Here is a 26,436-nt window from a genome sequence, read left to right on the forward strand (position 1 = left end):
TGCTTTTCTACTCTTGTTGTTGACTTTCCTCTTGTGCCAGAATAGCATCGATACACTTCTCGAGGGCGTAAAGGCCATTGCTGGCGCGCATCAAAGATACCCTAGCTCCAGGAATCTCCCCGCTCGTGCCGCGAACGTTTCATCCGATAGCACCTTGAACCCCAGGGAATCCGCGATGCGATCAATCATATTGAAATAGGCACAAACGTAGATGGCATCCTCGATAGCTGCGTCGCTGACCCCTGCCTCACGTACTGGCACTATATCACCTGGCCCAACATCTTGAGGGGAAAGTGTTAACTTCTCTAAAAAGCCGAGCGTTGCTCGTAGCTTCTCATTAATGGGAGCCGTATGCCAGTCTTCCAGTACTGCCTGGACGAACTCGTTTCCGAGTGCCTTCGACGCGACCGCGCCGTGACTACCCGTTCAAAAGGGACATTGATTTTTGCGCGAGACGAAGGCTGCGAACAACTCCCGTTCTCCGACACTCCATTCTGAAGGGCCGCGCATCACATCCTCTAAGCAGCGAGAGAAAGGAAGACCAAAGAACTCTGGTCGATAGGATATTACACGGGTAACATCAGGTACGGGCTTATCTGCCATTACCTGGTCAAGTTTCTCAAGCCTCATTCCTGTTCTCCTTTCAAAGCTGCCAGTCCACACTCTAAACGTGCCAGCCCCGCGCCAAGCGCGGCGCTCAACGTGATTTCGAAAATAGCATCTTCAGAATAGCCGGACTGGCGCAGTACCGCGATATCCTCATCAGTCGTCTTGTAGGCATGTAATGCAACTTTTTTGAGATACATGGCTAAGCCAGCAGGAATATCTCCAGCCGAATTGCTGGGGCTACCACCCAGGTGGGCAACATATGCCGCGACAGCCTGTCGCATTTCGGTGGATGTAGCGCCGGGACTTTGCAGCACCGCATCTTTCAATTGTTGCGCATATTCAGCGTGGGAGTTGTTCATAGGACATAGCGCGCTCCAATCTGTAAGTAATATGGACCAGGGGAGTAAATAGAAGTTGTGGTTTCCTCTGGTCGAGTTTGTATGTAGTTGTATTCTATCATTCTGTTCCTGTTCCTGTCCAATGCATGAGTTCCCGTTATTGGGAACAATTTATCCCTCTTCATCGTCTGCTTTTACAGCAAACATATTATTGAAAGCATCAATTCATAGATGGAGGAATGTGTGCATGAGAAACATTACTAATAAGGGTTCTCAAGTTACTTCCATATGCGTATTTTGCCTGTTATCTCCACTCGTTTTAGTCGCCTGTGCCGCCTTACCCTCATCGAACTCGCAGAATGTACAGACCCGTGTACAGATCGATTGGGTGGATTTCATTAAATTTGGGGGAATAACCTATGAGGCTGCAAGCCCTGGTCGCCCATTAGTTGCTAAGGACCTGGGACCAGTCTTCGCTACCATCAGATTCAAGCTGGATGGTAACGTACAGGCCCCGAACTATCAAAGTAAGGATGGAGATGCTGCATTTCTCAATCCAGGGACAAAGGTATACACTGTAAAGGGTTACAAACCAACATTCCGGCTGGCCGCCTATGAGGATGGCGAACTACAACTTTACGAATCGGATACCAATCCCCATGCTAAAGTGGGCGCTGACCTGCTCGACATCAGCGGAAAAGTACTGTATATAGGTATAAACAGTCCCCAGGATGGCAGAACCGAATTGGGGTCTGTTAAAGATTCAAAACAGGTAGAAGAGCTCGTTGCGATGGTTCTTAACGCGCCCGTAAACCAGAACTACCGGAGCCAGGGAAGCAGCCAGTATTTCATTGATTTTCATCTCCAGGACGGCACTTCAGTCATACGAGCCTACTGGCCGGATTCCGGTGAGTTATCCAGGGGTATACTCTTGCCTCCAGCTTTTGGTGCCACAATCAAGCAGGCGTTGAATTAGTGCGCTATCAATATATGGCGTCATTGGCAAAAAAAGAGAGCGGCTGGCACATCTGCCCCTCTTCCAACCATAATCCCAGGACATGCAATAAGATAACGCCGTCTCAGCTTGACAATCCCCTTGCTTATAAGTGAAGATAGACGTATAACCGTGAGACAACCTGAAGCAAGCAAGGGCTTCAGTCACTTCAAGGACAAAACCGATGACCACAACCAAAAGACGAACCGGGCCAGATATTTCTCCCCAGTTTGATGCCGTATCCCATCCTGTGCGCAATCCAGGCATACCGCTGGATATGGACTGGGTGCGCCAGGCGCGCGTTAATCGCAGCGCGGTCGAGCGGCGAGCAGCAACCATACCTACACGGCGCACAGTCAAGAAAGAGTGGCAGGCGGCGTGGTTATTGAGAGCAATCACCTGCATTGATCTCACTACGCTGGCAGGCGACGATACGCCTGGCAATGTCCTGCGCCTCTGCGCCAAGGCCCGTCATCCTGTGCGCCAGGAAATATTGGATGCGCTGGGAGCAGGGGATCTCGACCTGAAAGTTGGGGCAGTCTGTGTCTATCATAACCTCGTTCCGGTATCGGTCGAGGCGCTGCGTGGCTCTGATATTCCCGTGGCCGCCGTCTCGACGGGCTTTCCCGCCGGCCAAATCGCGTTTGAGCAGAAGCTCGAGGAGATAAATACATCGGTTAAGGCCGGGGCCAGGGAGATCGATATCGTCATTTCGCGCGCCCACGTTTTGACCGGCAACTGGCAGGCGCTGTATGACGAAGTGCGTGCCTTCCGCGCTGCTTGCGGTGAAGCCCATATGAAAACCATCCTTGCCACGCACGAACTCGCCACGTTGCGCAATGTCGATATGGCGAGCCTCGTCTGCATGATGGCTGGAGCCGATTTCATCAAAACCTCTACCGGTAAAGAGGCTGTTAATGCCACGCTTCCCGTTGGAGTGGTCATGGTGCGTGCCATTCGCGATTATTTTGAGCGCACGGGCTATAAAGTTGGCTTCAAACCGGCAGGCGGTATTCGCAGCGCCAAATCTTCGCTCGACTGGCTGATCTTAATGAAAGAAGAATTGGGCAACGAATGGCTGAGCAACAGGTTGTTCCGCATTGGTGCCAGCGGTTTGCTTGCCGATATTGAGCGCCAGCTCTCGTACTTCGTCACCGGCCACTATGCCGCGGCCCATCACAATCCGATGGCTTGAGAGGAGCGACGGTATGAACGTCATGGAGATCTTCAACACAATGGAATATGGCCCTGCTCCCGAAGCTGCCGCTCCCGGATTGACATGGATTTCGGCGCACGAACCGTTCGAGTTGTTTATAAACAATTCGTGGGTCAAACCGGCCAGCGGACAGTATATGGAAAGCATCAATCCTGCCACTGGTAAGCTGCTCGCGCAAATCGCCTCAGCCAATAGTGCCGATGTCGATGCGGCAGTAGCAGCCGCTCGCGCCGCCTTTGAAAGCTGGGGCAGAACTCCTGGCCATGTGCGCGCCCGGTATCTCTATGCTATCGCGCGTCACATTCAAAAGCACTCGCGCCTGCTGGCCGTGCTGGAATCGCTTGACAATGGCAAGCCTATTCGCGAGACGCGCGATATCGATATCCCGCTCGTCGCCCGCCATTTCTACTATCATGCTGGCTGGGCGCAGCTCATGGCCTCGGAGCTTCCCAATTACGAGCCGGTAGGTGTCGTCGGCCAGATCATCCCCTGGAATTTCCCCTTGCTCATGCTGGCCTGGAAAATAGCTCCCGCGCTCGCCATGGGCAATACGGTTGTCCTGAAACCGGCGCGGTATACCTCGCTGACCGCCCTGAAATTTGCTGAAATCATCCAGGAGATAGGTTTGCCACCGGGAGTCATCAACATCGTAACCGGTGAGGCATCGCGGGTTGGTGAGGCGCTGGTGCGCCATCCCGATGTGAATAAGATTGCCTTTACCGGTTCGACTGATGTGGGCCGCAGCATCCGCCGGGCTACGGCAGGCTCTGGCAAAAAACTCTCGCTTGAACTGGGTGGCAAATCGCCTTTCATCGTCTTCGATGACGCTGACCTGGATAGCGTTGTCGAAGGCGTCGTTGATGCCATCTGGTTCAACCAGGGCCAGGTATGCTGCGCCGGTTCGCGCCTGCTCGTGCAGGAAGATATCGCTGATCGCCTGGTCGAAAAACTGCGCCTGCGTATGGAACACCTGCGCATCGGCGATCCCCTGGACAAAGCAGTGGATATTGGGGCAATCGTCTCCCCAGGCCAGTTGAAAGAGATTCAGCGCCTGGTCAATCAGGGCGTTGAAGAGGGAGCGGTGATGTGGCAGCCATCGTGGGCCTGTCCGAGTGAGGGCTACTTCTTCCCGCCTACCCTCTTCACCAATGTCTCCCCGGCCACAACCATCGCGCAGGTCGAAATCTTCGGCCCTGTCCTGGTCTCCATGACCTTTCGCACGCCTAACGAAGCGGTCGAACTGGCGAACAACACACGCTATGGACTGGCGGCCAGCGTCTGGAGCGAGAATATCAATCTTGCCCTCGACGTTGCTCCCAAACTCAAAGCCGGAAGTGTCTGGATCAACTGTACCAACCTCTTCGATGCCTCAAGTGGCTTTGGCGGCTACCGCGAAAGTGGTTTTGGTCGCGAAGGTGGCAAAGAGGGCCTCTACGAATACGTGCGTCCGAAATGGGAATCATCTTCATCCATATCCAACCACGAATTTCCTATAGCTGTAGAATCGTCGTCTTCTAATGGTTCCAGGCAAATAGTGGATGAAGATAATGAGGAGCCGCGTAGGGAAGAGATTGAGGTCGATGCGGGCAATGGTTATCATCCGGTAATGCCATCGATTGATCGCACGCCGAAGATGTTCATCGGCGGCAAGCAGGTGCGACCGGATTCTGGTTATAGCCGGGATGTTTTTAATCCAGAGGGGCAGATGGTGGGGCAGGTGGGCGAAGGCAATCGGAAAGATATCCGTAACGCGGTCGAGGCGGCACATGCCGCTGCCGGTTGGGCTGTTGGAACGACGCATAACCGCGCGCAGATACTCTACTACATCGCCGAGAACCTGGCGGTACGCGAAGAGGAATTCGCGCGGCGCATTGTGCAGCAAACGGGCCGTTCTTACTCGGATGCGCTTTCAGAAGTTGAAGCCAGCATCTCGCGCCTCTTCAGCTATGCCGCCTGGACGGATAAGTTTGAGGGCTTTGTGCATCGTCCACCGATACGTGGAGCGGTACTGGCTATGCCCGAACCCATTGGCGTCATCGGTATTGCCTGCCCCGAAGCGTTCCCGTTGCTCGGCTTTGTATCATTAGTAGCGCCGGCAATCGCTATGGGCAATACGATTGTGGTTGTGCCGTCACAAACGTCGCCTTTAAGTGCCACCGATTTCTACCAGGTGCTGGAAACCTCTGATCTTCCCAATGGAGTCGTAAATATCGTGACGGGTGATCGCGATACGCTCAGCCAGGTGCTGGCCGATCATGACGATGTAGACTCTATGTGGTACTTCGGCCCATCCGAGGGCTGCAAACGAGTTGAACTGGCATCGGCGGGCAATATGAAGCGCACCTGGGTCAATTATGGTCACCCTCGTAACTGGTTGGACCCTGTTCAGGGCGAGGGCGAAGAGTTCCTACACGAGGCCACCCAGGTGAAGAATATCTGGATACCGTATGGGGAGTAGTCCAGGCGCAAACCGGACAGCAAATCGCGGCGAAAAGGAATCTGTAGGGACCAGTCGCTGTCCCTACAGATCTTCTGAGCCAGGTTCTCAATGCCATCTGAATTGCTGTACTTTATGCCCAGCGCACCAGTCCCATCTCATGCTTGCCGCCGAGGGCCGGATGGTTTGGCAGCACGCGGATACCGTAGGCAATGCTGCCACTTTCGGGCGGCTGCAGGCGCAGGTCAAAGCGGTAGGAGCCGTCCAGTTCCTGCTTGGTGTATTGCATTGGTAACGTATGCTGGATTGGAAGCTGCTCGTCGTTAGCATCGCCATAGACCAGCTCGACGCTTAAATCCTGGGGGCGCAGTCCATCACCGCGCACCCATGCGCGTACATCGATGCCCTCGCCGAGGCTCAACTGCCCATCGCGCTGCCCATCAGCATACACTTCCAGGCTCTGCCAGCTCTTCCTTATCTTGTCTTTCCATGCTGCCAGGACACGCGCCCGTTCGTAATTGTCCTGTGCAATGGCTATGCCCCGCTGGATTTCTGGCACATAGAAACGGGTGGTATACTCTTTCACCATCCGTTTCATACTGAACTGCGGAGCGCAAGTGCGAATAGCCTCTTTCATAAAGGCAATCCAGCGGTGCGGGATGCCGTCTGACCCGCAATCATAATAGGTTGGGACAATCTCTTCTTCAAGCAACCGGTAGAGTGAAAGGCTATCCGCCTCGGCCTGCACGTTTGTATCGTGATACTCCCGTTCCTCGCCGATGGCCCAACCGTTCTTGCCATTATAGCCCTCGGCCCACCAGCCATCGAGAATACTGCAATTGGGCTGTCCGTTCAACGCAGCCTTTTGACCGCTTGTGCCACTTGCCTCGTGCGGGCGGATGGGATTGTTCAGCCAGAGGTCTGTGCCTGAAACCAGGTAGCGCGCCATGTCGATATCATAGTTTTCCAGGAATATGATCTTGCCGCGCAATGCATCGCTGCGCGAGAAGCGATAGACCTGTTCGATCAGCGCTTTGCCAGGTTCATCGGCGGGATGTGCCTTGCCCGCGAAGATAATTTGTACCGGGCGTTGAGGGTTGTTCACAATGCGATTCAGTCGATCAAAGTCACGGAAGATCAGTGTGGCGCGCTTATAGGTAGCGAAACGTCGTGCAAAGCCAATGATGAGCGCATCTTTGTTCAGCATGCGTTCAATCTCGGCAATCTGGACCGATCCCTCACCCAGTCGTAGGTGTTGATCTCTCAAATGGCGGCGAGCATACGCAATAAGGGCCTCTTTTCTCTCCAAATGAACATTCCAGAGTTTTTCGTCGGGAATCTCATCGATGCGGTTCCATAAATCGGGATCATCCACGTGATTCTCCCAATCCTCACCGAGGTAGCGTTTGAACAGGTCGTTCATCTGCGGAGAAATCCAGGAAGGGGTATGAATGCCGTTCGTGATGTAGTCAATCGGTACCTCGTCGGGATCGATTCCAGGCCACAAAAACTGCCACATCTTACGCGAAACATCCCCATGCAGGCGGCTCACGCCATTATGGTCGCCCGTTAAGCGCAGCGCCAGCACCGTCATACTGAAGGTTGGGCCCCAGCCATGATCCTCGCGTGCAATCTCCATGAATTGCTCGCGATTGAGTCCAAGTTGTCCCCAGTAGGAGCCAAAGTACTTGTCAATAAGATCGTAACTGAAGGTGTCATTGCCGGCGGGTACCGGGGTATGTGTCGTGAAGAGCGAATTTGCCGCAACCGCTTCTCTTGCCTCATTAAATTTCAATCCGGCAGCAACCAGTTCGCGGCAGCGTTCCAGATTCAAAAAGGCCGCGTGTCCCTCATTAAGATGCCACGCGGCAGGTGAAATGCCTAAAGCGCGCAGGGCGCGCACGCCACCGATGCCCAGTACGATCTCCTGCGAGATACGCATCTCGCGATCTCCACCGTAGAGGCGGGCGGAAAGTTCGCGGTCATGCGGAGCGTTGGGGGGAACATCCGTGTCCATGAGGTACAGCGGGATGCGCCCAACCTGTAACTTCCACACTTTGGCATGAATACGGCGTCCCGGCAGGTCGACGCTGATCATGACCTCGTTGCCATCAGGTCCAAGGGCGGGGGTAGCGGGCGCCTCTGAAAAATGCAGCTTGTCATAAAAGGCCTCCTGCACTCCCTCGCGGGTCACTGCCTGGCGGAAGTAGCCCTGAGGATAGAGAAAGCCTACGCCGACGAAAGGCAGACCGAGGTCGCTGGCCTCTTTGCAATGATCTCCTGAGAGGATGCCCAGGCCACCGGAATAGATAGGCAAGGATTCATGTAATCCGAACTCTGCCGAAAAATAGGCGATTGTTTGATCTGCATATTCGGGATAAGTCTGTGAGAACCACGTTTCCTCGGCCCGCGGATGCATATAGCGGTCGAAGTCCTCCAGGACGCTGTCGTAATGTTCCAGGTATACCTTGTCTTCAGCGGCCTGTTCCAGCAGCCGCGGGTCCAATTCGCTCAGGAAATGAACGGGATTATGCCCGACCTTTTCCCACAAATCAGGGTCTAGTTTTCTATAAAGGGCACGCGCCTCTGGATGCCAGCTCCACCATAGATTGTAAGCCAGCTCATACAGTCGGCTAATGCGCGAAGGCATGATGGGAAAGACCGTCATGCGGCCAAATACTTTCACGGATAAAGGTTCCTTTCTGTGATGTCTACTAAAACAAGTATATAATTTGGGGAAAGTCAGGTCAATTCGATGGCGAACAAAATGGTATCCCCATTTCTTTGTCTTTCACAATGATTGCTTTCAGGCAGCATTTCCTCTATACTGGCTCCAGGTGAGTCGGGCAGGTATCACGAATTGCTGAGGAGAAAACAACGTGGCAGGCTATAGAAGAAACACCCGGGGCCGGCAGCTAACCAGGCTTGAGGAACTGACTACAAAAAAACGCCTGGTAAGTGGAATTGTAGGCGCCTTCTTGCTTGCGCTCGCGTTATTATGGCTGGCATGGATGATTTCAAACCGCTTTACAGGGGGAACAGGCATCTCGTTGCTCCCCATTCCTGGTCTGACTCAACCAACTCCTACCGTAGGTCAGATTGCACCATTAACTGCCGCCGGAATTTCGTTAGGGACTCCTGCTTCGCCGCCCGCGCTCACTCAACAACAGGCGCTGTTGATGGCCGGAGAGCTTGAGCCGGACGCAGCCGCGAACGCGCAGAGAACGAGCGCCAGCTATGTCCTTTTGAGCTATGATGGGACAGGTACAGCAACACCGCAGCGGGCCATTACCAATCAACCCGCCTGGATGGTGCTGTACCAACAAATACCCCAACCATCTTCCGATCCCTCAGCCGACCCATCTCAGTCGCTCTCAAAACATTACGACCTCTACGTCTTCCTCGACGCGAATACCGGCCAGGAACTGCTGGCGATCCGTATTTGATCAACTATCGTGCATCTTAATCCAACCGTGGCGCAGCGCGTGGACGACCGCCGCTGTACGGTCGTTGACCGAGAGCTTTTTGAGGATCGAGGTAATATGATTTTTCACCGTTTGATCGCTAATCTTCAATGATTTGGCAATCTCTTTATTGCTGTTACCGCGCGCAATATAGTCCAGGATTTCAACTTCGCGGCTCGACAGGGGAGAATAGAGGTCTTTTGTGGTCGGGTCTTCCTCTTCGACCGCCAGCTCGCGGAACGACTTGAGTACGCGGCTGGCCAGCTGCGGCTTTGAAAGGACGTCATCATTAATCAAATATTCGCCCTGGCTGACACGCTTAACCGCGTCGGCGAGTTCTCCCGGCGTGATATTGCGCGCATAATAGGCAGCAGCGCCAACCTTGATGGATTGAAATAGCCGTTCCTCGTCTTCGGAGGGTGTAAGAATCATTACTGCTACCTGTGGAGCAATATGACGCATTTGTCTGATGATCTCGAGCGGGTCCGTTGAAGTCAATCCGGCGTCGATCACGGCAACGTCGGGATTGCCCAGGCGGGCCATCTCAAGAACTTCGACGGCATCGGTAGATGTGCCAATGATTTCACAATTTCCCATGTTTTCGAGGGTATAACGAATACCTTCGCGAAACAGGGGCTGCTCATCAACGATGATTACTCGTATTGTGTCCATTCAATTCCTCGTTCAGAGCAGCCGGAGCGGAGTTGGAGTCCTGCCACTGTACTGCCTCACTTCTATCAATTGATTACGAAATAGAGAGAAAGTATGCACTCACTCCTCAAGAAGGCAGGGGGAGTGTCTCAGGTATACTCATAGCCTGTTCCATGGAACAGGTAAGTTATAACCCGATCATTGGAACATTATACACGTTTAGCTCATGATGGACAATCGTGAGATAGCCCATATGGTTTATATGTCGGCATGTTTATGGATTGCACAAGAGCTTTTCCTGGCTGATGACAGCAAAGCCAGGAAAACTGAAGAGCAGGCGGAGCGACCGGCACACCTCAAATGACGTTGCGGCCGCTCCCGGCAATACGCTTAAGATGACTAAATGCGCTCAAGGCGGCGCAGTGTAGAATTGATGCCCACTCGCAGGCACTCGATCACGCCCTTGCCGGTGACCGCAACGGACTCAAAACTCGGCGCGTGATAGGTGTTGAGATACTGCTCCAGCACCGGAACAGGCAGGATATCCTGCAAGTCGCGTTTGTTCCATTGCATCACCAGGGGGAACTCCGTGATTTCCTTGTTCATGCGCCGGAGCTGCTCCTGAAGCTCGTTCCAGCACTCGATATTCTCTTGCAGCTTGCTGGCCTGGGAGTCGGCGACAAAAATCACGCAATCGGCGCCTTTGAGAACAGAAATGCGTGTCTGCTGGTAGAGTATCTGACCTGGCACGGTGTAGAGTTGAAAGCGAATCTGGAAGCCGTGAACTTTGCCCAGTTCAAGGGGTAACAGATCAAAATACAAGGTTCGTTCGGTCTCTGTGTCAATCGAAACCATGTCACCTACATCTCTTGGATTAACCGCCTGGTGTATATAGTGCAGATTCGTGGTTTTGCCACTCAAACCGATGCCATAATAGACTATCTTACAATTGATTTCTCGCTTCGCCATGTTGATCAGGGACATAACTTATTATTCTCCTACCCGCTCAAACGCGCCTCTTCCCAATAACGCCTGGGCTGAAATCTAAAGAAGAACAGTAGAGGTGATTCCTCTGAGGTCTCCTCTACTAGCACCAACTCTCCTACAATGGAACAGTATACTCTATTTCAAGGAAATGTCAACTTAGCTCTCAAGCGCCTTCACTACTTATCTCAGCAGCAAGCGAGCACCCTTTCTCTTGCTACACGAATCAATTATAAACACCGGCACTTGCTTGTTTACAAATCTTGACTCCTATAGGACTTCTGGGCTATTGCACTGCTCTTGACTGTCCGGTTGAGGCTGCCTATACTAGACTGAACGAGAAGTACGAGCATTTAGGAGTATGATATGCCCTGCAATTGGGGAGTGTTAGGCCCCGGTTTTGTTGCCACTCGCGCCGTCATTCCCGCCATCCAGAACGTAGCGAACGCCCGCGTACTTGCCGTAGCCAGCAGCAATAAAGAACGCGCCCGGCTTACTGCTGCCCGGTTTAGTATTAAGCAAGCGTATGATGACTACGACCAGTTGCTGGCAGACCCTGATATCCAGGCCGTCTATATCGCGCTTCCCAACCACCTGCACTATAAATGGACGATTCGTGCTGCTCAAGCTGGCAAACATGTATTATGCGAGAAGCCACTGGCCATGAACGCTGCCGAATGCGATGAAATGATTGCCGCCTGCCGGCAAGCGCATGTCCTGTTAATGGAAGCCGTCATGTATCGTTTTCATCCGCGTATGCAATACCTGAAGCAATTGCTGGTTTCCGGTGCCTGTGGAAACATCCGCTTTTTGCATACCGCCTTCTCTTTTCCTTTCCATGCACCCGGCAATTATCGTAATTTCTCCCAGTTCGGGGGAGGAGCGTTACTGGATGTAGGAAGCTATTGTGTCAATGCTGCTCGCTGGCTTACCGGTTCCGAGCCACAAGACACGCAGGGTATTTCATATAGCCAGAATGGTGTTGATACCAGTACGATGGCTATTTTGCGTTTTGAGCGGGATATTCTGGCCCATATCCAATGCAGTTTTACCGCAGCCGAACACCAGGTCATTGAAGTGGTGGGAAGTAAAGGAGCTGTCACAGCGCCGCTTGCTTTTACTGCCTGGAAAGATGACACGACGCTGCTGTTTATACAACGCGGTTCGACCCTGGAGCAAAAAGTTTTTGCGCCGGCAGACCCTTACCAGGCGATGGTATCGCACTTTATCGATTGCATGCTTGGCCAGGCTTCCTTGCTTTATCCTGCTTCTGATGGGCGTGCAACGCTGCATGTGTTAGATCAGTTGAGAAAAAATGTGAGATGATTGTTCTTTTCAACTATTGACGAAAGTCCTGGGAAAGGCTAGACTTACTGGTATCAATAGAAGAAGGGGGTGAGAGAAGAAAATAGCGACGGTCGTTGAATATCGATCAAGGAAGATGCAGTGAAGCAATCACTGCTTTGTTTTCTTTTATGCTACAGCTTGCAGTCACGCTATAGTTCGAATACACCTACTTACAAAAAAATGTACGAAACTTCTTCAATGCAGGAAGGAGTTGGTACGCATGAAAAGGAGATGCAGACAATGCACGACGATGTGAAGTCTGCCGCATTGAATCCCTACGATATGGCGGTCCAGCAGTTCGAAGCTGCCGCTGATAAGCTTAACCTCTCTGAGGATATGCGCGAGATTCTGCGACAGCCTAAACGCGAGCTTACCGTTCATTTCCCCGTAAGGCTCGACGATGGTCGAATCAGGACGTTTACAGGTTATCGTGTTCAGCATAACGTGAATCGCGGTCCGGCTAAGGGCGGCATTCGCTACAGCCCCGAGGTGACGCTGGATGAGGTGAAGGCGCTGGCTATGTGGATGAGCTGGAAATGCGCCGTGGTCGGAATCCCCTATGGCGGCGCTAAAGGGGGCGTCATCTGCGATCCCAAGCATATGAGCCCCGGCGAATTAGAGCGTCTCACTCGCCGCTATGCTACTGAGATTTCCGTTATTATCGGGCCGCACGGTGATATTCCAGCTCCCGATGTCAATACGAACTCGCAGGTGATGGCATGGATTATGGATACCTATTCCATGCACGAAGGTTTTTCAATTCCAGCAGTCGTTACCGGCAAACCGCTCTCGATTGGCGGAAGTGAGGGCCGCAACGACGCGACCGCGACCGGTGTCCTGTTCGTGACTCGCCAGGCGGCTAAGCGTATCGGCATGCCGCTGCAAGGCGCTCGTGTCAGCATACAGGGCTTCGGCAATGCTGGTTCTATCGCCGCGCGCCTCTTCCACCAGGAAGGGTGCAAGATTGTGGCGGTTAGTGATACGCGCGGCGGCATCTACGATGAGTCCGGGCTTGATCCTTCAGCCGTTCTCCGTCATAAGCAAGAAAAAGGAAGCGTCACCGATTTCCCTCGTGCTCAAAAGGTGAGCATCCAGGATGTATTGGAAGTACCCTGCGACATTCTGATTCCTGCTGCTACTGAGGGTGTCATTACGGCAATCAATGCTGATCGCATCCAGGCGCGCATTGTAGCAGAAGCTGCGAATGGGCCAACAACACCCGAGGCAGATAAGATCCTCTTCGACAAGGATATCATTGTTGTGCCCGATATTCTCGCCAATGCCGGTGGTGTGACCGTCAGCTACTTCGAATGGGTGCAGGATCTGCAAAGTTTCTTCTGGGGAGTTGAAGAGATTACGCAAAAGCTCGAAGTAATTATGAATCGCGCCTTTGCTGCTGTTACCGAGAAAGCAGAGCACTACTCCTGCGATATGCGATTGGCCGCCAATATGCTTGCTATCTCCCGTGTAGCGGAAGCGACGCAGGTGCGTGGCATTTACCCGTAGGCGAGCTTCACCTTATGGGTGTAATCAGATAACTTTGATGATCCCGTGATAGCCGGTGATGGTTTTTAACAAATTATTGCGGCAATAAACGCGCGGGCCGATGAATCGGCGCTGGGCGCGATCAATCGGCCCCTACGGGCATCCCGTAGGGGCCGATTGATCGCGCCCAGCGCCGATTCATCGGCCACGTTAGAATCCGCGTCGTGGCTCGCGCCTGGGCTTTTTGCTCGGCTTGGGTGGTTTCACTTGCCGGCCCGGTTTGGGCTTTTTGCGGCCCCGGCCAATGGCCCAATCGTCTTCTTCTTCCTCCTCGTCCTCCTCGTCGAAGAAATCTTCCTCTTCGTCTTCTTCGGCTTCGGGGGTAACGAGGTCTAAATCGGGGAATTCGGTATCATCGGCCATTTCATCCACATCGATGTTTGGAATGCCCAGTTCATCCTCTTCAGCAACGAGGTCAGGTTCCTCCAGTTCGGGTTCCATTTCCTCTTCCTCTTCTTCATCGGGTGCGAAGGCAGGCTCAACGACAGATTGGGATCGTGTTTCCCTATGCCCATCGCTGGTAGGGGCTGTGCTTGTACGCCCGGCTCTACGAAGGGCTATTGGTTCTGGAAGCTCCGCCTCCGCGCTTTCGGTGCCATCTTCGGATTTTGACCCGCCGATCACCCTGCGCCCGGCAGCGACATCGAGCCAGAACTGAGAATAGTAATGTGGCCGTTCTGCGTCTTTCTCGCTATCTTTCCTTGTCATTCTCCACCTGTTATTTTTCTGTAAGGCGATCCTCGTAACCGCCCCGCATAATTTGTAGTTCTACCACTTCCGAAAAGGCAAGAACTTTCATCCCTACCGGTGGTATCTCCACTGTCATCATATGAAGAAAGTAACTATCTGTCAAGATGTATTTTTATAGGTCTGAAGCTGCTTATAATGGGAACTGCTAGCCTGTCAAGACCCCAGGTGCATGAATTGATGTTTGAGAGTATTTGCATGGAACTGTTCGCGCCCATATAATATAGTATGATGCTTTAGACCCCCGATGCCTGATTCTAACGTCTTATGAGAGAAAATAGGATGGTAGTTATTGGCGACTGGCACCCCTCAGGATGCCCTACGAGTTTTGGAGGAAATACTTGGCGAGGATTCTCGATACTATTAATGGCCCAGAGCAGTTACGCGCCCTGACAACCGCGCAAATGCAGCAACTGGCTGAAGAAATTCGACGTGAGATCATCGAAAAGGTCTCGGTAAAAGGTGGTCACCTGGCCCCAAACCTGGGCGTGGTTGAACTGACGATGGCGCTGCACTACGTTTTCGATACCCCAAACGACCTGCTGGTCTGGGATATTGGGCACCAGGCTTATGTGCATAAGCTTCTGACGGGACGAAGAGACCGTTTCCATACCATACGTCAATTCGGTGGTCTTTCCGGCTATCTGCGGCGTGATGAAAGCCCTTATGATGTCTTCGGGGCAAGCCATGCCAGCACTTCAATTTCAGCCGCGCTCGGCTTAGCTGTCGCTCGTGACCTGCAAGGACAGAATTTCAAAGTCGTAGCCGTGATAGGTGATGGCGCGTTAACCGGCGGTATGGCTCTGGAAGCGATCAACAATGCGGGCAGTCTCAAAAAAAATCTCATCATTGTCTTGAATGACAATGAGAAATCCATCTCTGATAATGTTGGAGCTTTGCATCATTACCTGGGGAAGATACGCCAGGTAGAAACTTCTCCCAGCTATCGCCAGTTACGTGAAATGGCAAAAGGATCAATCGAAAAACTTCCGGTGGTCGGGGACAAAGCGCGCGAGGCGGCGGGTCGTGCCGAAATGAGCTTCAAGAATTTTGTGATGCACAGCAAGGCAGGGCTTATCTTTGAAGAATTGGGCATCAAATTCTTTGGACCTTTCGATGGGCATAATATTCCGTTGATGCTCGACGTTTTTGAGAATATCAAGCATATCGAAGGCCCCGTCATCGTGCAGGTGGTCACGAAAAAGGGCAAGGGTTGGGAGTTCGCGGAAAAGGACTCGACCAAATGGCATGGCCCTGGCGCTTTCGATTATGAAACCGGCGTTATCAAGAAAAACCCTTCCGACCCACCGACCTATACGGATGTCTTTGCGAATACATTGGTGGAACTGGCCGAGAAGGATAAGTCGATTGTCGGCATCACGGCGGCAATGGCGGAAGGTACCGGCCTGAAAAAGATGCACCAGCGCTTTCCAGAGCGCTACTTTGATGTCGGCATCGCGGAACAGCACGCCGTCACCTTCGCTGGCGGCCTTGCTGTGGGTGGTCTGCGTCCCGTCGTTGCCATCTATTCCACTTTCTTGCAGCGCGCTTATGACCAGGTGATACACGACATCTGTATGCAAGACCTGCACGTCGTCTTTGCCATGGATCGTGCCGGTGTAGTGGGCGAGGATGGCCCAACCCAGCACGGCGTATTCGATATTGCTTTCCTACGCCCCATTCCCAATATGAAGCTCATGGCGCCCAAGGATGAGAATGAACTGCGCCATATGCTTTATACTGCTGTGTATATGGATGGTCCCGTTGCTTTGCGCTATGCCAGGGGGAAGGCGGTTGGTGTGCCCCTGGATGCCGAATTGCGTAAACTGGAGGTCGGTAAGGCAGAACTGCTGAGTCCGGCTACTATTGAAGATGCGGAGCGGCAAGATTGCACCATTCTGGCCTATGGCACAACTGTTGCGCAGGCGGAACTGGCGGCCAAAGAACTGGCGGAAGAAGGCATTCATGTGACCGTAGTAAATGCGCGTTGGGCCAAGCCCCTTGACGAGGAAATGATCCTGCGGCTGGCCAGGGGAACACGGCGTATGGTGACCATCGAAGATCATGTCGTCGCGGGTGGTTTCGGCAGCGCGGTACTCGAATTGCTAGAGGCCCGCGGTCTATTGCCTCACGTCGATATACGGCTGATTGGTTTCCCCGATAGGCTGGTTGAACATGGAGCGCCCTCTATCCTGAAGGAACTCTATGGGCTGACATCCTCGCATGTCAAGGATGTTGTGCGGGAGCTTGTGCATTCCGAGTCTAAGGGATACGAACTGGCTCGTTAATAGGTGTGCGATAATCCATCTGGCCAGCGTATCGTGCTCACCAGATGGATTATCAGGCCTTCACAATGCTTCCGTCCTGCATGCGAATAATACGGTTCGCCCGTTGACCAACTTCCAGGGCATGCGTGACAACCACCAGCGTCTGTCTGAGTTCATTGTTGAAGCGGCACAGCAGGTCCATAATATCATTTGCCGCTTCGCTATCGAGATTGCCTGTCGGCTCGTCGGCCCACACGATGGCAGGTTCGTTTATCAGTGCGCGCGCGATTGTTACGCGCTGGCGCTGGCCTCCCGAAAGTTCAGCGGGGCGATGCTGCGCGCGGTCGGCGAGTCCCACGCGATCAAGCATCTCCAATGCCCGCTTGCGCGCCTTCCGGCTGGCAACTCCAGAAACCAGCATCGGCAATTCCACATTCTCCACAGCGCTGAGCATCGGTAGAAGGTTGAAGTCCTGGAAAACGAATCCCATATGCCGGGCACGATAGGCCGTGCGTTCGTTATCGCTCAGGTCGCGGAGATTATCGCCCTGGATGAAGATATCACCCTCGTCGATGGTATCTAAACCGGCGAGACAATTGAGCAGCGTCGTCTTGCCGCAGCCGCTTGGTCCCATAATGGCCACCATCTCACCGGCAGCTACTTCCATATCGATATTGCGCAAAGCTTCTACTCGCAAGTGCCCACTGCGATAGATTTTGCGCACCTTTTGTGCCTGTATGATTGTCTGTTCCTGCATACTATCCTGTGATTGATTCTGCCCTGTTGGTACGATTTTGCGGTTGATATTATATCATTTTCGTAGCTTTCATAGTGTTACAAGAAGGTATGAAACTTATTCATAACTACCTCCTTACTCTTCACCGTGTCCACATCTCTCATGCTGGAAGAGTTACCGGCTTCGCAGAGAATACGTTTAAATTGAAGTGAAATGTAAGAGATTGTTTCCGCCATGAAAGAGACACGAATGGTACTACGGCAATTACGGAGGGTGAATCTAGTACCACTGCTCTCAGCAGCAGGCCAGCTTGCTGTGCTTGTTGCCGTTGCGATTGCACTTCTCTATCCCGCGCCATTTCAACAAAATCAGTTGCCGGCAGTTTCAGGAGTCAGTGACGTATTGATGAGCCACTGGCCATTCGCGTTGCTGATCCAGCGCACCTTCGCGCAGGAACACACGCTGCCACTGTGGAATCCGTATATTGCCGGCGGCTTGCCCCTCGATGCTAATCCACTGGCGGCATTTTTCTATCCGCCAACGCTGCTGGTCCATTTTCTTTCGTTACGTGATTACTTCCTCGTACTCTTTTTAGCGCACCTGGTCTTTGCGGGCCTCGGGATGCTGCTGCTGGCGCGCCTCGCGCTTAAATTATCGCCTCTAGCAGCGCTGGCGGCGGCAGTAAGTTACATGGCGACACCGGCATTGATCAGCCATCTTGGCGCGGGTCATGTCACCATCATTCAAACGGTAGCCTGGTATCCCTGGGTCGCGCTGACCTGTTGGGCAACTGTGCGAGAGTCGCTCCGCCGCTGCGGGCTTTTTGGCATCTGTATCGCAATGATGTTGCTGGCCGGGCATCCACAAATGGCATATTATGGGCTACTAATGACGATCGGTATGTCGGCATGGTTCCTGGCAAAACGTTGGTATGTGGAAGGGCGGCAAGCGGCACTGTCATCACTGACAGGGCTGATCGTGGGTGGAGGTATCGCTGTGCTACTGGCGTCGGTCTACCTGCTACCCCTGTTCGAACTTACCGCTCATTCGACGCGCCAGCTCTCATTGAATGCCGCGGATAGCTATCCGTTGTCGCGCTTCCTGCAGGAACTGATCGATCAACGACCGCCTTCGTATCCAGCATGGGAAAAAATGCTCACCCCCGGTCTGGCCGCTCTTGTTCTGGCGCTGCTCGCCGTAGCGGTTTACTGGCGGCGCGTCTGGCCGCTGCTGCTTGCTATCATCATCGTGGCAACGCTTGCGATGGGCCATGCCTTGCCGTTTTACCGTGTGGCTGCGAAGGTCTTGCCCGATTTTAATCACTTTCGTGATCTTACGCGCATATGGTTCGTCGCGCTCATGTTGTTCGCCCTGCTGGCGGGGTTTGGCGCGGACGCGCTTCTTAAGGGTGTACGCCGCGTCTTGCCGCGTGGGAGGGTTGTCGCCGGTTTTCTGCTTGTCCTGGTCATCGCGCTTTCACTCGTCAAAACAGATATGGGATATGCGCATGATGGTGATATTGTCGCGGCTACAACGCCTACTGCCCTGGCGCGTGTAGTGGTGCAGTTAGCCGGCTCCGGGCGTGTCTACGATATACAGCGGATCATTCCACAGCGGGACGCGATAGCGTTACAAATACCACTCGCGGATGGTCAGGACCCGCTCTTGCTTGAAGACTATGTGACCTATATGCAGCGTGCTGGCGGATATACTGCCAGTGGCTACCATCTCTACATCCCTGATTACGATAATTCACACGTTCAGCCGCACGCCAGGCTGCTTGGATTGATGCATATCAGCATCGTGGTTTCGCGCAGGCCGCTGACCGATCCCCTCTTCATACTGATTGAGAAAGTAAATGGCGTATTCATCTATCAAAACACCGCTGATGCCGGTCCCGGCTACTTCGTTTTGCCAGGGTCTGGTGGCAATCCACCATCGCTCGACCAGGTACAGCAGCTTCCTGCTGGTATTCGCGCTATCACGCTTGAGCCAGAGCAGCAGGTATTCACTTTTTCCACCGCTGTAGCCGGCTATTTCGTGATTGCTATGCCCGCATTTCCTGGTTGGAATGCCGTGCTGGATGGACATGCCGCGCAGGTACAGTTGATTGGAGGCGTGCTACCGGCCATCAAGGTTGGTCCTGGTACGCATATGTTAAGTTACACGTATGCCCCCTCATCTGTGCGCTACGGCGCTTTGCTTTCAGCGGCTGGCCTGGTGGCTATTCTTGCCTGGTTGTTTGTTGTGTACTTCTGGATGCCCCGCAAATCTCATCGTTTGCGGAAAAGCAAACTGCCAGAGCCGGAGGCTACTGTTAGTGCCGATTCCAATTCTTCTGTAGGCGAAGTTACTGTGGTAGGCGAAAACAAAAGTGGCAGCAGGTGAATTTTACGCGGAATATGCTTGCCAGCATTGGCTTCAAAAATGTGGGGTGTTGGAGTGGGGACAATCAGAGGAAATTTCCAGCCACGCTCATCAACAACGTGATCAGCAACTAAGATGATTTTGCGATAACGTATCTGCCGCCGCATCTCGACCCTCCGCCCCACTACATCGCACTTCTCTGTTCTGGTAAAGAGTATACCTCATTTTTTTCGTGTTGGGGAGTAGGAATTTTTCCCCGCTATACACGATATTATCGAGTTTTAAATCCGGCTATGCTATACTCTGGCAAATATCGTGGTATAGAAAGGGAGACGATAGCCAGATGAAAAGCAAACGACCTTATACGCATATTCTTAAAAATCTCTTGCACGAACAGGCTGAGGAAATTGTGCCTGTCCTGGAGCCCGGCCTTCAGGTGATACAGGTTTTGGATATCGAGATGCCCGAGCTTCGATCAATTCCACTCGAAGGCTCTCCAAGTGAGATGGATAAGGGACTTGTAGGCTTGCTTATGCCAGGAGCGGAGGTTGTGAAAGCCTACAAAACCGAATGGATTGAGCATTCAGGAAAATTTGAACGCGCTTATCGCGTCAAGGAAGAAGGGTCTGATGAGCCAACCGTCTTAATGATTGAGTTTCAGATGGAACGCGATGACAAGAAACTCCCACGCCGTCTCCTGGCGAATTTTGCTACGGTCATGCGCAAAGTAAAAGAAGATTTCCCGGAAGATGACCATGTTGTTCAGTATGAGAGTGGGAATCGGGGAACAGTAATTGCCTATGATGTCTATCCAGAAGTCCTCTGCCCGTTCCCCAGCGCGATCCCTGAACATATACGAGATGAAATTGGGGGGAGAGTGATGATGGAATTCAAGTTCAAGAGAATCCAGCTGTGGGAGATGGATGCGCGGGAGGTGCTGAATACACATGTTAGTGCGGCCTACTTCTTGCTCCCGGCGATGAAAAATGCCGATGCAGACCTTTTGGGCCTTGCCATTAATGAACTTGCTCAGCGATTCCAGGGGAACGATGCAGAGTTAGGGCGGCATTTGACGGGCCTGAACATGATGCTGCAAATGTCCGAGACGATGACAGATGAGCAAAAGTCAGCGGTGCAGGAACATCTCAGGCCGTTCGCACACCTGGTCAAGGACGATCCTCTAGATGAGTGATGGTGCGCACATTTAGGACCGCAGCGCCTCTGTAGGCGTGACTCGTCCTGCCTGCCATGCCGGGAGCAATGCCGCAAGCAGCGAGGCCAGCATGGCAATACCCACAATCAGGCCCAATTCGTGCCATGGCACGGCAAATATCAGGCCGATGTTGAATTGCTCGAAGAAATTCACAGCAAAAATGTTGCGCGAAAGAATCAGGCCCAGAGTCACGCCCATCAGGCTCCCTACACAGCCCACGATGAACGATTCGCTGAGAAATGCTCCTTGCAATAGTCGCCGTTTGCAGCCGAGCGCTCGCAGCATGCCAATTTGCTGGCGGCGTTCGATGACTGCGCGTGTGCCTGTAATAGCCAGGGCGGCGATACCCAGCAGCAGGGTCAACCCGACGACACCCAAAAGCACATTACTGAGGAATATGCGCGGCCCGCGTATCGACAAGATGGCATCCTCAAGCACAGTGGACTCCATTCCATAGTCGAGAAATGCGGAGCCGAGAGCTAGAGCAAGCTGGCGCTTATCCTGCCCCGGCGCAACCTTGAAATAGTAGGTCTGCGATTCAGGCGTCGACAGGTCCGGTTGGAAATTGTGAAAGGCGGCACTGGAGATATAGAGTCCAAAGTGCGAGCTATCGCCATTGTCAACCACACCGATAATCGTCAGTTTCATCGCGGACGTATTATTGTTGTAATAACCCACCGTCCACAAGTTGGTAGCAGGAAAGGTGGTATCGCCCTGGTAGATGCCGCTCATTGTGAAGGCATAATAAGGATCGATGCCGGGGGGAGTGAGCGGGGCACCTGCTGCTGCGGCCTGCGGAGCGTTAGGGTCATATACCGGCGAGTTGATCAGGCTGCCAGGACGGTATGGTAGGGCGTCATCGTCGATCAAAGCATAATTGGGGTGCGTTTGCAATGCCTGCCATACGGCGCTATCGCTGTTGAAACCCCTGGCACGCGCGGTCAGGTGCAGTCCATAGCCTTGTAGAAACCCTCCGCTCACCACCTGCGCCGGGTAAATGTGCCATGCCGGGTCCTGTCCATTGGGCTGGATCACTCCCACTGTTGTCTCTGAACTGACACCGATGGCCGAAAAAACATGCGGGTTGATGCCGTGACTGAGCAGCGCTGTTTGTATATCGGGTATCGATTTGAAATAGGTGACGGCCTGAATATCATATCCACCCGTCTGGTAGTTGATATCGGCATAATTATTCTGCATGGCGCTGGTAATCACCGCCATTACCGTCATGGCAAAGATTACCAGGCTAAACATCACTACGCTCAGTCCCGTGCGGAATCGATGATGTAAAGGGTAACTCGAAGCCAGGCGCGTCATCATCTGTAAGCCGGGCAGACGCGAGAAAAGCGCCAGTAAGGGTATCGCAAGCAGTTCGGCGTTGGCAATCAGCGCCCATGCTCCTCCCAGCACCATCATAATACCCGAGACAAAGAAAACCTCCAGACCTCCCTGGAAACGCGGCAAGCCCAATTGCGCCAGTACGTCGAAAGGCAGCGCCCAGTAGGCGAGTAGCGAAAGTCCCACGACGGCAGCAAATATCTTATTGACGTATCTATTCCATCTCCTCTTGCCCATTCGGAAGAGGATGTTTTCCGCAATCGTCTTGAGCAGTAGCCCCGCGCCAACGGCGAGCAGTGAAAGGCCAAGCGAGAAAGGAGTAATCAGCGCCTGCTGTAGCCCGAACTCGAGGAGCCAGTAGCCGGCCAGCAGCGGCAGGATGCCTGTGCGAGATAGGGTCGCGATGAAACTTATCACTAATTCAGGCAATTGCTGTAGGAGCGCGCGCCTGATACTGCGCGGATGCAGAGTCCTTTGCTCGCGATAGTATTGCCGGATCGTCGAGGGCAGTACAGGCTGAACAAGCTGGGTGCCAAGAACCTTTCCTATCTGGAGCATCTGTGCCAGAATCTCGCGGAAGGAGAGCGTGGGGCGTTCTGTTTCCGGCAGGTTGCGCAATGCGTCGACAATTGTCATACGGCTGACCACCCAGGCCGATACTCCTACAGAACAAAATGTGAAGATCACGCCCAGGCAATAAGCAATCACCAGGCTGCGCGGCTGAAAAGTGAGTTGGAGCGGGAAATTAAACCGCGCCAGTATCGGGCTAAGGTAGAGTACCAGCAACGTGCCTGCACCTATGCCGATCAACAGGCCGATCAATGAAGCGCCCAGATCGTAAACCGTGCCCTCGAAAAGATACATGAGGACAAGATGGCGGCGCTGTACGCCGATAGCGCGCGCCATACCCATTTCAGCGCGTCGCTCAGCTGCCAGCAGCACGAATATCAGGAAGATCAGGAGCAGGCTGATCGCCAGGGCAAAGAGGCTGAAGAGGGCAAAAATGCGCGAGAAGATGTTATCAGCCAGCTGCGCATTTTGTATGCCTATCTCTTTCACTTGAGAAACATGTAAATAGCCTGGTAGCGCTTGCTCCAATTCATCTTCTACCTGGCCGGATAGAGCGACGCCACCGGTGCCTCCACCGCCACGATTCTCAACGAAGATTTCCGTGAGGTCATCATGGCGATGCTCGATAGCACGAAATGTCTGCACATTGGTGAGAATATATGGCAGTTCTCCGACAAGGCCACCATCGCGGACGATAGCTCGCACATGCAGTTCGAAGCGCTGACCTGGCCAGCGTTCCGAATAAATGTAAAGGTTATCTCCGGCATGAGCATTGAGCAATATTGCGACAGTATTGTTGAGCAAGACCTCATTCGGCCCGAGTTCGGCAATGGTATGATGTCCTTTTCCGCTTTCATCCTCCAAGCCCCCAAAGCCCTGCTCGCTGCCAGGGATGATACCCATTCCTGTGACCTTTGAGCGCACCTGCCGCGAGGTGAGGTCGGCTACCAGCAGATCGTTTTCGAAAAGCGCAGCTCCTATTGCCGCGATGTCAGGATTGTTTCGCTCTCGCCTGACCAGCTGGTAATAGATAGAGTCGTCGAAGAAGCCGCCATTCCCTCCTTGTATCGTCTCGTCGACGTTGCCCAGATTATAGACGGCCACCGTCTGTACCGCGGCGGTGATGACATCGCCTGTTGCCAGCACGCTGGAGAGCAAGGTGGTGGAAAGCATCAGCGCGAAGACGATCAGCAACATTTGCGTGCGACGGCGAAAGATATTGCGCACGCCGATCTTGAAAAAGATGGCATTGCCGATTGCCAGCAGTACGACGCTGCCGGTGATGATCGCGGCAGTGACCACAAGGATGGTCGTCAATCTATCGAGTGGAATACCGAAGATCTGTGTCATGGATGTTTTGGTAATTCTAGCGAAGCCTGTAAAGCGTTATAGAAGAGTTCCGCGATCCGAACATAACCAATCGTGCTAGGATGAAGACCATCATTGCTGATGTATTCGGGAAAATCCTTAAGGTCGTAGTTCACCAGATTCACCAGAATCACGCGTTGCTGCTGCGCGATGTTGGCGATGGCAGTATTATAAGCGTGAACCCTACTCTCCAGGTATGAAGGATTGTAGGCACTGAAATAAGGGAGCAGCGTGAGATCAGGTACGTTCGCCATAGCGATGGTTACACGTGGCGAACTGGCCTGCAGCCGGCGTATCATTGTCGCCAGGTCGTGTGAGTAGCTGCCGACATCGACTCCGTTTGCGAGATCATTGACTGCCAACCAGATCGTGACCAGGCGAGGATGCTCATCGAGCGCAACAGGAAGTTCTTCGCTCAATGCATCGTGTACAGTAATACCGGGTATGCCAAGATTAATCAGATGATAGGCGCTGCCAAGTTTCTGAGCCAGGTCGGCAGCCCAATTCTCGTTATAAGGATCGCCGGTTCCGATGCCGAATGTGTCGGAAGCTCCAATCGCAACGTAAGTGATAGGTGCCGCCGGTGGCCGCGCCAGTGTAGCCGTATTGCCCTGGCTGTTGCTCGTTTGCCCACCGGTCATCTGTCCGCAGCTCGCTAAAAAGCACAGGAATAACAATAGCAGTAGGGGTGCGGGCTTGCCCCGCCCTCGTGCCTTGATGGATTGTTCGCAAGTGGACGCGAGGGCGGGGCAAGCCCGCACCCCTACTGTATGGAAAATACTCTCTTCATAGCGGAAGATCATAGTAGATGAATCTTCTTTACCTGGCTGATTGCTATTTCGACTGCACCTTATGGGATTATAACATAGTCTTACTACGTCCTGCATGCTTCACGTTTGCAAGTTTGCAAGATGAGAACTCCTGTATGGGTTGCAGGCACCTGAAATGTACTGCCGGGCGGCCATTTTTCTTGAATCTTCGCTCACGGTGTGCTATACTTCCACGTTAGCGGGAGATGATGTACCCGCTCTTTGTAGAACACAAAAATTAAGTACGCACGCTCTTAGATCGGCGAAAACCCTGGTGCCCCTCGATCTATCTGAAGATACTGGTGGTAGGGGTTACGTGAAGCAGTAAGTAAGCAGTTTCACCATGGCCTGTGGGACCCTGTCGTTGATAGGAAAAGAGCGGAGGACCAAAAGGGAGGATTCATTTTTGGCAAACGTAATCTCAATGAAGCAGCTGCTTGAGGCAGGCGTTCACTTTGGTCATCAGACCCGGCGCTGGAACCCCAAGATGCAGCCGTTCATCTTTATGGATCGCAACGGCATCCATATCATCGATCTCCAGCAGACGGTGACGCGCCTCAATGAGGCTTACAGGTTTGTAGAGCAGCTGGCCGCTAATGGTGGCACTATCCTGTTCGTTGGCACGAAGAAACAGGCCCAGGAAGCCGTCGCTGAAGAGGCGAAACGCTGCGGCATGTTCTATGTCAACCAGCGCTGGTTGGGTGGCATGTTGACCAATTTCCAGACCATTCAAGCGCGTATCCGCTATCTCCGTGACCTGGAAGCGAGACGAGATCGCGGCGATTTCGAGCGCCTGCCCAAAAAAGAAGTACAGCATTTACAGGATGATATCGCTCGCCTCGAACGCACGCTTGGTGGTATTAAAGATATGCGCCGCCTGCCAGACGCGCTCTTCATCATTGACACGCGCAAAGAGCGTACAGCAGTATTAGAGGCACGCCGCCTGGAGATTCCAATCATCGCCCTTGCTGATACGAACTGCGATCCCGATGAAATGGACTATCCCATCCCTGCCAATGACGATGCCATACGTGCCGTTCGCCTGCTAGCCGCGAAAATCGCTGATGCCGTGATCGAGGGACGCCGCGAACTGGAAGCTCGCCAGAAAGATAATGAGCCTGCGGAGGCTGAAACTACTGAAGCCGGTGAGGTTACCGAACCTGAACTGGCCCTTCCGGCGCCTTCAGAGAATCGCGCTGCTGGATCGGCTGAACAGTCTGAAAATGCCGCCACTGCCGGCAATGAAGGCGTGGAGGTTCAGCAGGAGCCTGAACTCGTAGCAAAAGAAATATAGGGAAACGTTTTCGACTGTAAGAGGCATCCCTGTATATTCGGAAAGGCGGGAGGTAGGAACCCGATTCCATCTCCCGCCTCATACTGTATTGCGTAACAGGTTATGGGTGGGAGTAACGTCCTGGGCCGCGTGCGCAACCCTT

General features: G+C 53.1%; 21 protein-coding genes. 10 read left to right on the plus strand and 11 right to left on the minus strand.

Annotated elements, in window-relative coordinates; genetic code table 11:
• Window positions 1–90 precede the first annotated feature (90 nt).
• The 3 genes from VFA09_13065 to VFA09_13075 all read right to left on the minus strand — a co-directional run bounded on the left by VFA09_13065 (window position 91) and on the right by VFA09_13075 (window position 968).
• Window positions 91–261 carry a hypothetical protein gene (locus VFA09_13065; protein ID HZU68200.1) on the minus strand — a complete coding sequence of 57 codons (171 nt, stop codon included), beginning with the start codon at window positions 259–261 and terminating at the stop codon, window positions 91–93.
• A 165-nt stretch (window positions 262–426) separates the two neighbouring features.
• A complete protein-coding gene (locus tag VFA09_13070; protein ID HZU68201.1) occupies window positions 427–630 on the minus strand; it encodes a hypothetical protein in 204 nt (67 codons plus the stop codon).
• A complete protein-coding gene (locus tag VFA09_13075; protein ID HZU68202.1) occupies window positions 627–968 on the minus strand; it encodes a hypothetical protein in 342 nt (113 codons plus the stop codon). Before VFA09_13075 ends, VFA09_13070 begins: the two co-directional genes overlap by 4 nt.
• Window positions 969–1,194: 226 nt before the next feature.
• On the opposite strand from VFA09_13075, the gene VFA09_13080 reads away from it, so the two are divergent.
• The 3 genes from VFA09_13080 (at window position 1,195) to VFA09_13090 (ending at window position 5,615) form a co-directional block, all read left to right on the plus strand.
• The gene (locus VFA09_13080; GenBank protein ID HZU68203.1) at window positions 1,195–1,923 is read left to right on the plus strand and encodes a hypothetical protein; all 729 of its coding nucleotides are present in this window, start codon (window positions 1,195–1,197) and stop codon (window positions 1,921–1,923) included.
• 202 nt (window positions 1,924–2,125) lie between these two features.
• Complete coding sequence (gene deoC, locus VFA09_13085; GenBank protein HZU68204.1) at window positions 2,126–3,136, plus strand: deoxyribose-phosphate aldolase; 1,011 nt, start codon at window positions 2,126–2,128, stop codon at window positions 3,134–3,136.
• Between the two features lie 13 nt (window positions 3,137–3,149).
• A complete protein-coding gene (locus tag VFA09_13090) occupies window positions 3,150–5,615 on the plus strand; it encodes an aldehyde dehydrogenase family protein (GenBank protein ID HZU68205.1) in 2,466 nt (821 codons plus the stop codon).
• Between the two features lie 112 nt (window positions 5,616–5,727).
• Here VFA09_13090 and glgP read toward each other — a convergent pair whose 3' ends face one another.
• The gene (glgP, locus tag VFA09_13095; protein ID HZU68206.1) at window positions 5,728–8,280 is read right to left on the minus strand and encodes an alpha-glucan family phosphorylase; all 2,553 of its coding nucleotides are present in this window, start codon (window positions 8,278–8,280) and stop codon (window positions 5,728–5,730) included.
• 193 nt (window positions 8,281–8,473) lie between these two features.
• Here glgP and VFA09_13100 point away from each other — a divergent pair, with 193 nt between their 5' ends.
• Window positions 8,474–9,040, plus strand: coding sequence for a hypothetical protein (locus tag VFA09_13100; GenBank protein HZU68207.1), 567 nt, complete (start codon window positions 8,474–8,476; stop codon window positions 9,038–9,040).
• On the opposite strand, the gene VFA09_13105 is transcribed toward VFA09_13100, so the two are convergent.
• Window positions 9,041–9,730: a response regulator transcription factor gene (locus VFA09_13105; GenBank protein HZU68208.1), complete on the minus strand. Its 690-nt coding sequence runs from the start codon at window positions 9,728–9,730 to the stop codon at window positions 9,041–9,043.
• 378 nt (window positions 9,731–10,108) lie between these two features.
• Window positions 10,109–10,693 (minus strand): ADP-ribosylation factor-like protein, encoded by a 585-nt coding sequence (locus VFA09_13110; GenBank protein HZU68209.1) that lies wholly within the window; start codon window positions 10,691–10,693, stop codon window positions 10,109–10,111.
• Between the two features lie 366 nt (window positions 10,694–11,059).
• On the opposite strand from VFA09_13110, the gene VFA09_13115 reads away from it, so the two are divergent.
• Window positions 11,060–12,019 (plus strand): Gfo/Idh/MocA family oxidoreductase, encoded by a 960-nt coding sequence (locus VFA09_13115; GenBank protein ID HZU68210.1) that lies wholly within the window; start codon window positions 11,060–11,062, stop codon window positions 12,017–12,019.
• Between the two features lie 261 nt (window positions 12,020–12,280).
• The gene (locus VFA09_13120) at window positions 12,281–13,546 is read left to right on the plus strand and encodes a Glu/Leu/Phe/Val dehydrogenase (GenBank protein ID HZU68211.1); all 1,266 of its coding nucleotides are present in this window, start codon (window positions 12,281–12,283) and stop codon (window positions 13,544–13,546) included.
• A gap of 65 nt (window positions 13,547–13,611) precedes the next feature.
• Here VFA09_13120 and VFA09_13125 read toward each other — a convergent pair whose 3' ends face one another.
• Window positions 13,612–13,734 carry a hypothetical protein gene (locus VFA09_13125; protein HZU68212.1) on the minus strand — a complete coding sequence of 41 codons (123 nt, stop codon included), beginning with the start codon at window positions 13,732–13,734 and terminating at the stop codon, window positions 13,612–13,614.
• Window position 13,735: 1 nt separating this feature from the next.
• Entirely contained in the window at window positions 13,736–14,293 is a 558-nt protein-coding gene (locus VFA09_13130) for a hypothetical protein (GenBank protein HZU68213.1), read from the minus strand.
• Between the two features lie 380 nt (window positions 14,294–14,673).
• On the opposite strand from VFA09_13130, the gene dxs reads away from it, so the two are divergent.
• On the plus strand, window positions 14,674–16,620 hold the full coding sequence (gene dxs, locus VFA09_13135; GenBank protein ID HZU68214.1) for a 1-deoxy-D-xylulose-5-phosphate synthase: 1,947 nt from the start codon (window positions 14,674–14,676) through the stop codon (window positions 16,618–16,620).
• Window positions 16,621–16,672: 52 nt separating this feature from the next.
• On the opposite strand, the gene VFA09_13140 is transcribed toward dxs, so the two are convergent.
• The gene (locus tag VFA09_13140; protein HZU68215.1) at window positions 16,673–17,356 is read right to left on the minus strand and encodes an ABC transporter ATP-binding protein; all 684 of its coding nucleotides are present in this window, start codon (window positions 17,354–17,356) and stop codon (window positions 16,673–16,675) included.
• A gap of 213 nt (window positions 17,357–17,569) precedes the next feature.
• Between VFA09_13140 and VFA09_13145 the strand changes: the two genes are divergently transcribed.
• Together VFA09_13145 and VFA09_13150 are read left to right on the plus strand one after the other, a co-directional pair.
• Window positions 17,570–19,723 carry a hypothetical protein gene (locus VFA09_13145; GenBank protein ID HZU68216.1) on the plus strand — a complete coding sequence of 718 codons (2,154 nt, stop codon included), beginning with the start codon at window positions 17,570–17,572 and terminating at the stop codon, window positions 19,721–19,723.
• Window positions 19,724–20,045: 322 nt separating this feature from the next.
• Window positions 20,046–20,894: a hypothetical protein gene (locus tag VFA09_13150; protein ID HZU68217.1), complete on the plus strand. Its 849-nt coding sequence runs from the start codon at window positions 20,046–20,048 to the stop codon at window positions 20,892–20,894.
• 12 nt (window positions 20,895–20,906) lie between these two features.
• Here VFA09_13150 and VFA09_13155 read toward each other — a convergent pair whose 3' ends face one another.
• Together VFA09_13155 and VFA09_13160 are read right to left on the minus strand one after the other, a co-directional pair.
• A complete protein-coding gene (locus VFA09_13155) occupies window positions 20,907–24,173 on the minus strand; it encodes an FtsX-like permease family protein (GenBank protein ID HZU68218.1) in 3,267 nt (1,088 codons plus the stop codon).
• Entirely contained in the window at window positions 24,170–24,994 is an 825-nt protein-coding gene (locus VFA09_13160) for a GDSL-type esterase/lipase family protein (GenBank protein ID HZU68219.1), read from the minus strand. The genes VFA09_13155 and VFA09_13160 overlap by 4 nt, the downstream gene beginning before the upstream one ends.
• Window positions 24,995–25,406: 412 nt before the next feature.
• Between VFA09_13160 and rpsB the strand changes: the two genes are divergently transcribed.
• The gene (gene rpsB / locus VFA09_13165) at window positions 25,407–26,294 is read left to right on the plus strand and encodes a 30S ribosomal protein S2 (protein ID HZU68220.1); all 888 of its coding nucleotides are present in this window, start codon (window positions 25,407–25,409) and stop codon (window positions 26,292–26,294) included.
• The last annotated feature ends 142 nt before the right edge of the window (window positions 26,295–26,436 follow it).

The sequence above is a fragment of the Ktedonobacteraceae bacterium genome, from assembly GCA_035653615.1.
GTDB lineage: Bacteria > Chloroflexota > Ktedonobacteria > Ktedonobacterales > Ktedonobacteraceae > DASRBN01.